The sequence below is a fragment of the Myceligenerans halotolerans genome, from assembly GCF_054782975.1.
This window is the reverse complement of the sequence record NZ_BAAGRL010000045.1, coordinates 64395-70792: the sequence shown is the minus strand read 5'-3', so window position 1 is coordinate 70792 and position 6398 is coordinate 64395. Positions and strand designations below refer to the sequence as shown.

Sequence of the window (6398 nt, the reverse complement as noted above, 5' to 3'; positions counted from 1 at the left end):
CTCCCGGTCACGTCTGGCAGGTGCCGCACCAGAAGAGGTTCCGGGCCGCCAGGTCCTTGAGGAGGACCGGGCCGCCGCACACGCGGCAAGGCCGCCCGTCGCGGTGGTAGACGTAGAACGCCTGGTCGGCGGGGACGGCGCCGGGACTGCCGTCCGTGTTCTGACGGGTACGACGCCGGCCCGCGGCGCGATCCTCCGGGTGACGCGCGGTGCGATCCCCCGGGCGGGTCGTGACGATCGCGCCGGTGCGGGCGCCGTCGCGCATGAGGACCACGAGGTCGTCCCAGATCGCTCGGGCCGCCGACGGCGCGACCTCGCGGCCGGGTCGCAACGGGTCCACGCCGGCCCGGAACAGGGCCTCCGCGCGGTAGATGTTGCCGACGCCCGCGATCACCGCCTGGTCCATGAGGAGCTGCCCGATCGTCATCCGGGAGCGCCCGGCCTTGGCGACGAAGCGGTCGGCGTCGTGCCCGGGCTCCCCGTCCCGGATCGGGTCCGGCCCGAGCCGCCCGGTGACGGCGTCCTTCTCGGCAGAGGTGAGGACCTCGCAGGCGGCGGGCCCGGTCAGATCGGCGACGGCGTGCCGCCCGAGCAGCCGCGCCCGCACCTGACCGCGCGGTGCGGGCGGCTCCCATCTGTCGTCGAGAACGACATGGTGGTCGGTGAGAACGCGCCCGTCGACCACCATGTCGTTCTCGGCCGAAGCGTCACGCGGCACGGCTGCAGCGACCGGATCAGTGGCCGGATCAGTGGCGGCCGGATCAGTGCCCGGCGACGGCACCGTGGCGGATTGCACGACGGATGCGGACGGCACGGCGACAGCGGACGGCACGACGGGAGCAGGCGATTCCGCGGAAGCAGACGGCACGGCGGCAGCAGACGACGCTGCCACAGCGGGCGACGCGGCGGCTGGAATCGTCTCGCGTTCGCCGATGCGCTTGCGCGGCGCGCCGATCGCGTGCGCGACCTCCGGTGCCCCCGGCGCGCCCGCGAACGTCCACGCGCCGTAGAGCCCGAGGTGCGTCCGGAGCCAGAGCACCTCGGCGTGGTCGGCACCAGGCAGGTCAGCGGAGCTGTCCCGTCCCGGCAGAGCGGCCGCGCCCGGCCCGGCGTCGTCCGGTTGCCCAAGGTACTCACCTCGCCGACGCACTCCGGCTGTTCCGCCGGCGTCGGGCACGAAGCCGCAGAAGAGCTGTTTGCCCCAAGCCTCCACGGACACGAGACGGCGGCCGTCGAGCAGGGCGGCGCCGTCGGCGAAACGTCCCTGCGGGCTGGTCACCCGCAGCCGCTCGCCGCCGAACAGTTCCCGCAGGGCCCGCGCGAGGCGGTGGATGGTGTGACCTTCGGGCAAGTCAGCGGGACTTCTCGTAGGTGGCGAGCTGGTCGATGCGGCGCTGGTGGCGCTCGTCGCCGCTGAACCGCTCGGCGACGAACGCGTCGACGATCGCCGTCGCCTCCTCGGCGGTGTGCATCCGGCCACCCACGGCGACGACGTTCGCGTCGTTGTGCTGGCGGCCGAGCCGCGCCGTCTCGACCGACCAGGCGAGAGCGGCGCGCACCCCGTTGACCTTGTTCGCGGCGATCTGCTCGCCGTTCCCGGACCCGCCGATCACGACGCCGAGCGAACCCGGCTCCGCGACCACGGCCTCGCCAGCGGCGAGGCAGAAGGACGGGTAGTCGTCGAGCGGGTCGAACTCGTGGGCGCCGTGGTCGGTGACGTCGTGGCCGGCGTCGGTCAGGTGCTGCACCAGGTGAGCCTTGAGCTCGAACCCGGCGTGGTCAGCGGCAATGTGCAGGTGCATGGGCCCCATCTTCCATCACGGCCGTACGCGTTCTCCACCGCGGCCCGCACGATGGACGACGGCGGTCGGTACGTCCGGGACGGCGGGCCCGGTGACCCCCGCCAGGCTGTCCACAGGCGTGGCGGAGCGGCGTCGGACACCCCGCGTACGCTGGCGCCATGACGACCGAAGCCACCCCCTTGAGGTCGGGAATCGACCTCGACGCCCTCGACCCCGGTGTCCGTCCGCAGGACGACTTGTACCGCCACGTGAACGGCCGCTGGATCGACGCCCACGAGATGCCCGCGGACCGCGCGATGGACGGCGCGTTCCGCGCCCTGCACGACCAGGCGGAGGAGCACGTCCGCGAGATCATCACGGACGCTCCCGCCGGATCCCCGATCGGCGACCTGTTCGCGAGCTTCATGGACACCGAGCGCATCGAGGCGCTCGGCACCACCCCGCTCGCCGGCGATCTCGCGCTGATCCGCGACGCCGCGAACCTCGACGACCTCACGCGTGTCCTGGGCAGCCTGCAGCGCACCGGCGGCGCGGGCGCCGTCAAGTTCTGGGTGGACAACGACGCCAAGGACACGGAGCGCTACGTCGCCTACCTGGTGCAGGCGGGGATCGGGCTGCCGGACGAGTCGTACTACCACGACGACCAGTACGCGCCCATCCGCAGGAAGTACGAGCCGCACGTGGCGCGCATGCTCGAGTTCGCGGACGTCTCCGCCACGTGGGGCATCAGCGCCGACGACGCCGCCGCGCGCGTCGTCGAGCTCGAGTCCCGTCTCGCGGAGCACCACTGGGACGTGGTGAAGCGGCGCGACGCCACGCTCACCTACAACCCGATGACCCTCGCCGAGCTGGCCGAGAGCGCGCCCGGCTTCGGCTGGCGGCGGTGGGTCGAGGCGCTCGGCGCGCCGCTGGGGGCGCTCGACCAGCTCGTGGTGCGCGAGCCCAGCTTCTCGGTGGGGTTCGCCGCTCTCTGGCACGACGTCTCCCTGCTGGACTGGCAGCTGTGGATGACCTACCACCTGGTCACGGCCCGTGCGCCCTACCTGACCGACGAGATCGTCGAGGCGAACTTCGACTTCTACGGCCGCACGCTCACGGGCGCGCAGGAGGTGCGCGAGCGGTGGAAGCGTGGCGTGTCGCTGGTCGAGGGCGCACTCGGGGAGGTCGTCGGCGCCGAGTACGTGGCGCGGCACTTCCCGCCGGATCACAAGGAGAAGATGGACCAGCTGGTGGAGGCCCTGGTGGCGGCCTACCGGGAGTCCATCGGGAACCTCGACTGGATGACCCCCGAGACGAGGGCGAAGGCCCTGGTCAAGCTGGAGAAGTTCACCCCCAAGGTGGGCTACCCCACCAAGTGGCGGGACTACGCGGGGCTCGTGGTGGATCCCGCGGACCTGGTGGGGAACGTGTGCCGCTCCAACGCGTTCGACCAGGACCACGAGCTCGGCAAGATCGGCAAGCCGCTGGACCGCGAGGAGTGGTTCATGACGCCGCAGACGGTCAACGCCTACTACAACCCGGGCATGAACGAGATCGTGTTCCCGGCCGCGATCCTGCAGCCGCCGTTCTTCGACCCGTCGGCCGACGACGCCGTGAACTTCGGCGGGATCGGCGGCGTCATCGGGCACGAGATCGGCCACGGCTTCGACGACCAGGGCTCCAAGTACGACGGCGACGGCCGCCTCGAGAACTGGTGGTCGGACGCGGACCGCGACGAGTTCGAGAAGCGCACCAGCGCCCTGATCGCGCAGTACGACGCGTACCGTCCCGCGCAGCTCGACACCGAGGAGCACGCGGGCGTGCACGTCAACGGCTCGCTGACCATCGGTGAGAACATCGGCGACCTGGGTGGCCTGTCGATCGCGATCAAGGCGTACCGCATCGCGCTCGGCAAGCCGCTGTCCGAGGCGCCGGTGGTCGACGGCCTCACCGCCCTGGAGCGGATCTTCCTCGGCTGGGCGCAGGTGTGGCAGTCCACGGGCCGCGACGAGGAGGTCGTGCGGCGCATCGCCGTCGACCCGCACTCCCCCAACGAGTTCCGCTGCAACGGCGTGCTGCGCAACGTGGACGAGTTCCACGAGACCTACGCCACCGCCCCGGGCGACGGTCTCTACCTTCCCCCCGAGGAGCGCGTCCAGATCTGGTGACCGTGGACGGGACGCGGCGGCCGGAGCGGCCGGCTCTTCCAGGAGCTGACCGCCACGGCCGCCGTTTCGCGCCTCGCTATTGACTCGCGTTCATCAGGGCCGGGCACCCACTTATCCGGCCCCGAAAGGTCTTTCGGGCCCTACTGAACGCTTCTCAGCAGCCGGAAGCGGCCGGCCGCTACGGGCGCGGCGGGCGTTCGCCCGTTCCCCTCGGGATGAGGTGCGTCTCCAGGGTGACCGTGCGCGGGGGCGCGGTCGGGTCGTGCCGGGTCGTCACCAGTTCCGCGGCCCGACGGCCCATCTCCACCGCGTCGTAGGAGACCACGGTCACGCCCAGCACGTCCGCCAGGTCGAAGTCGTCGAAGCCGACCAGCGCGACGTCCTCGCCTCCGGGCGCATCGCCGAGCGCGCGCAGCGCCCCCGCGGTGACGCGGTTGTTCTCGGCGAGCACCGCCGTCGGCGGCTCGGGCCCGTCCAGCAGCCCGGCGACGAGGCACCGCGCCTCACGCGCGTCGTGCGCGCCGGACCGCACCCAGCCCTCCGCGCCCGGATTGCCCAGCTCCGCCATGATCTCGACGAAGGCCGCACGTCGCTCGCGGAACGTCCACACCCCCGGGTTGTCGCCCACGAACGCGATCCTCCGGTGCCCGTGGCCGCTCAGGTGGCGCACCGCCGCGCGGATGCCGCCCCGGTTGTCGATGACCACCGTGTCCGCCTCCAGCCCCGAGGCCGGCCGGTCCACGAACACCACGGGCGTACCGGCGGCAAGCTCGACGGCCAGCCGGGCGTGGTCTCCCGTGGTCGGCGTGACCACGAGCCCGCCGACGCGGCGTTCGAGCAGTTCCTCGGTGAGCAGGCGCTCACGCTCCGGGTCCTCCTCGCACGACGTCGTGATCAGGTGCATGTCGTTGTCCCGCGCCACCCGCTCGATCCCGCTGGCGAGCGCCGAGTAGAACTGGTTCGCGAGGTCCCCGGAGATGAAACCGAGCAGCCGCGACGCCCCGCCCCGCGCGAGGTCCGCCGCCACCGCGTTGCGCCGGAACCCGAGCGCCGACACGGCCGCGCGCACCCGCTCCCGCGTCGCCTCCGCGACGTTCGGCTCGCCGTTCAGCACGCGCGAGGCCGTCTTCAGGCTCACCCCCGCGCGCTCGGCCACGCCCGCGAGCGTCGGCCGGCGGGTTCCCTGCACCGGCATCATCAAGCCTCCTGACGCCGGCGCCGCACCAGCATGTCCACGATGATCGCACCGAGCAGCACCGCGCCGGTCACCATGAAACGCGTAGCCTGGTCGAGATCGAGCAGCGTGAGCCCGTTCGCGACGGACTGGATCACCAGTACTCCGAGCAGCGCCGACCAGGCGCTGCCCCGCCCGCCGAAGAGGCTCGTCCCCCCGATCACGGCGGCGGCGATCGCCGTGAGGTAGGTATCGGCTCCGCCGGTGCCCTGGTTCGCGGCTCCCAGCCGCCCCGCCGCCAGGATGCCGCCCAGCGCGGCGAGCGTCGAGCACGCCACGAAGCACGAGACCACGGTCCGGCGCACTGCGATGCCCGAGAGCAGCGCCGCCCGCCGGTCGCTGCCCACGGCGCGCACCGAGCGGCCCCATCGCGTGCGCCGCAGCGCCACATCCGCGACGATCACCAGCACCACGAACAGCACCACCGAGTAGCCCACGCCCCGGGCCGTGGAGAGGTAGCCGACCGCCGCCGCCAGCACCACCGCCAAGGCCCCCGTCCGCAGCGCGACCTGCGACCACGGCACGCAGGACAGGTCCGCCCGACGACGGCGCTCGCGCAGCCGGACCTGCATGCCCAGGTAGGACAGCACCCACACGGCCACGAGTGCCCAGGCCAGGCGGGGGTCGAGGAAACCCTGCTGGATCGCGCGCACGAACCACGACTCGAACGGCAGGTTGATCGACCCGAGCGGGCCGAGCACCCGGAGCTGCACGCCGGCGAAGAAAAGTAGCCCGGCCAGCGTGATCACGAAGCTCGGCAGCCCGAGCCGGGTCGACAGCACGCCGTAGACCAGCCCGACGGCCATGCCGCAGGCGAGCGCCACGAGCACGCCGAGACCGAACGGCCAGCCCGCGGTCACGGTGCCGACCGCGACGATCGCGGCGGCCAGGCCGCTCACCGAACCGACCGAGAGGTCGATCTGCCCGACCAGGAGCACCAGCACGACGCCGAGCGCGATCACCCCGACGGGCACGCTCTGCAGCGTGAGGTTGACCAGGTTCTCCGCCGAGAGGAAGTCCGGCTCGATCGCCGCGAGCACCACCCACACGAACGCCAGGCCGACGACGATCAGCGCCACGCCGTGCTCGCCGTGGAACCACTGCCGCAGCGCGGCTCCCCACCCGACCCGGGCCGGTTCCGGCGCCGGATCGACCGCGGCGAGAGTCCGCCCGCCCCCGCGCATCCCGTCTCTGTTCATCGGGTCAGCACGCTCC

At 72.6% G+C, this 6398-nt stretch carries 5 protein-coding genes; 1 reads left to right on the top strand and 4 read right to left on the bottom strand.

The genetic code is table 11. The features are described from left to right. Positions 1-7: 7 nt before the first annotated feature. Both ACYVK5_RS22030 and ACYVK5_RS22025 read right to left on the bottom strand, forming a co-directional pair. Positions 8-1351 carry an Fpg/Nei family DNA glycosylase gene (locus ACYVK5_RS22030; protein ID WP_460708119.1) on the bottom strand — a complete coding sequence of 448 codons (1344 nt, stop codon included), beginning with the start codon at positions 1349-1351 and terminating at the stop codon, positions 8-10. A gap of 1 nt (position 1352) precedes the next feature. Further along, positions 1353-1802, bottom strand: a complete 450-nt coding sequence (locus tag ACYVK5_RS22025; RefSeq protein ID WP_460708118.1) for a ribose-5-phosphate isomerase — start codon at positions 1800-1802, stop codon at positions 1353-1355. A gap of 158 nt (positions 1803-1960) precedes the next feature. Between ACYVK5_RS22025 and ACYVK5_RS22020 the strand changes: the two genes are divergently transcribed. Then, on the top strand, positions 1961-3949 hold the full coding sequence (locus ACYVK5_RS22020) for a M13 family metallopeptidase (RefSeq protein WP_460708117.1): 1989 nt from the start codon (positions 1961-1963) through the stop codon (positions 3947-3949). A 178-nt stretch (positions 3950-4127) separates the two neighbouring features. Here the strand turns inward: ACYVK5_RS22020 and ACYVK5_RS22015 are convergent, their stop codons facing one another. Together ACYVK5_RS22015 and ACYVK5_RS22010 are read right to left on the bottom strand one after the other, a co-directional pair. Next, positions 4128-5144 (bottom strand): LacI family DNA-binding transcriptional regulator, encoded by a 1017-nt coding sequence (locus ACYVK5_RS22015; RefSeq protein WP_460708116.1) that lies wholly within the window; start codon positions 5142-5144, stop codon positions 4128-4130. A gap of 2 nt (positions 5145-5146) precedes the next feature. Then, on the bottom strand, positions 5147-6382 hold the full coding sequence (locus tag ACYVK5_RS22010) for a sugar ABC transporter permease (protein ID WP_460708115.1): 1236 nt from the start codon (positions 6380-6382) through the stop codon (positions 5147-5149). Positions 6383-6398: the final 16 nt, after the last annotated feature.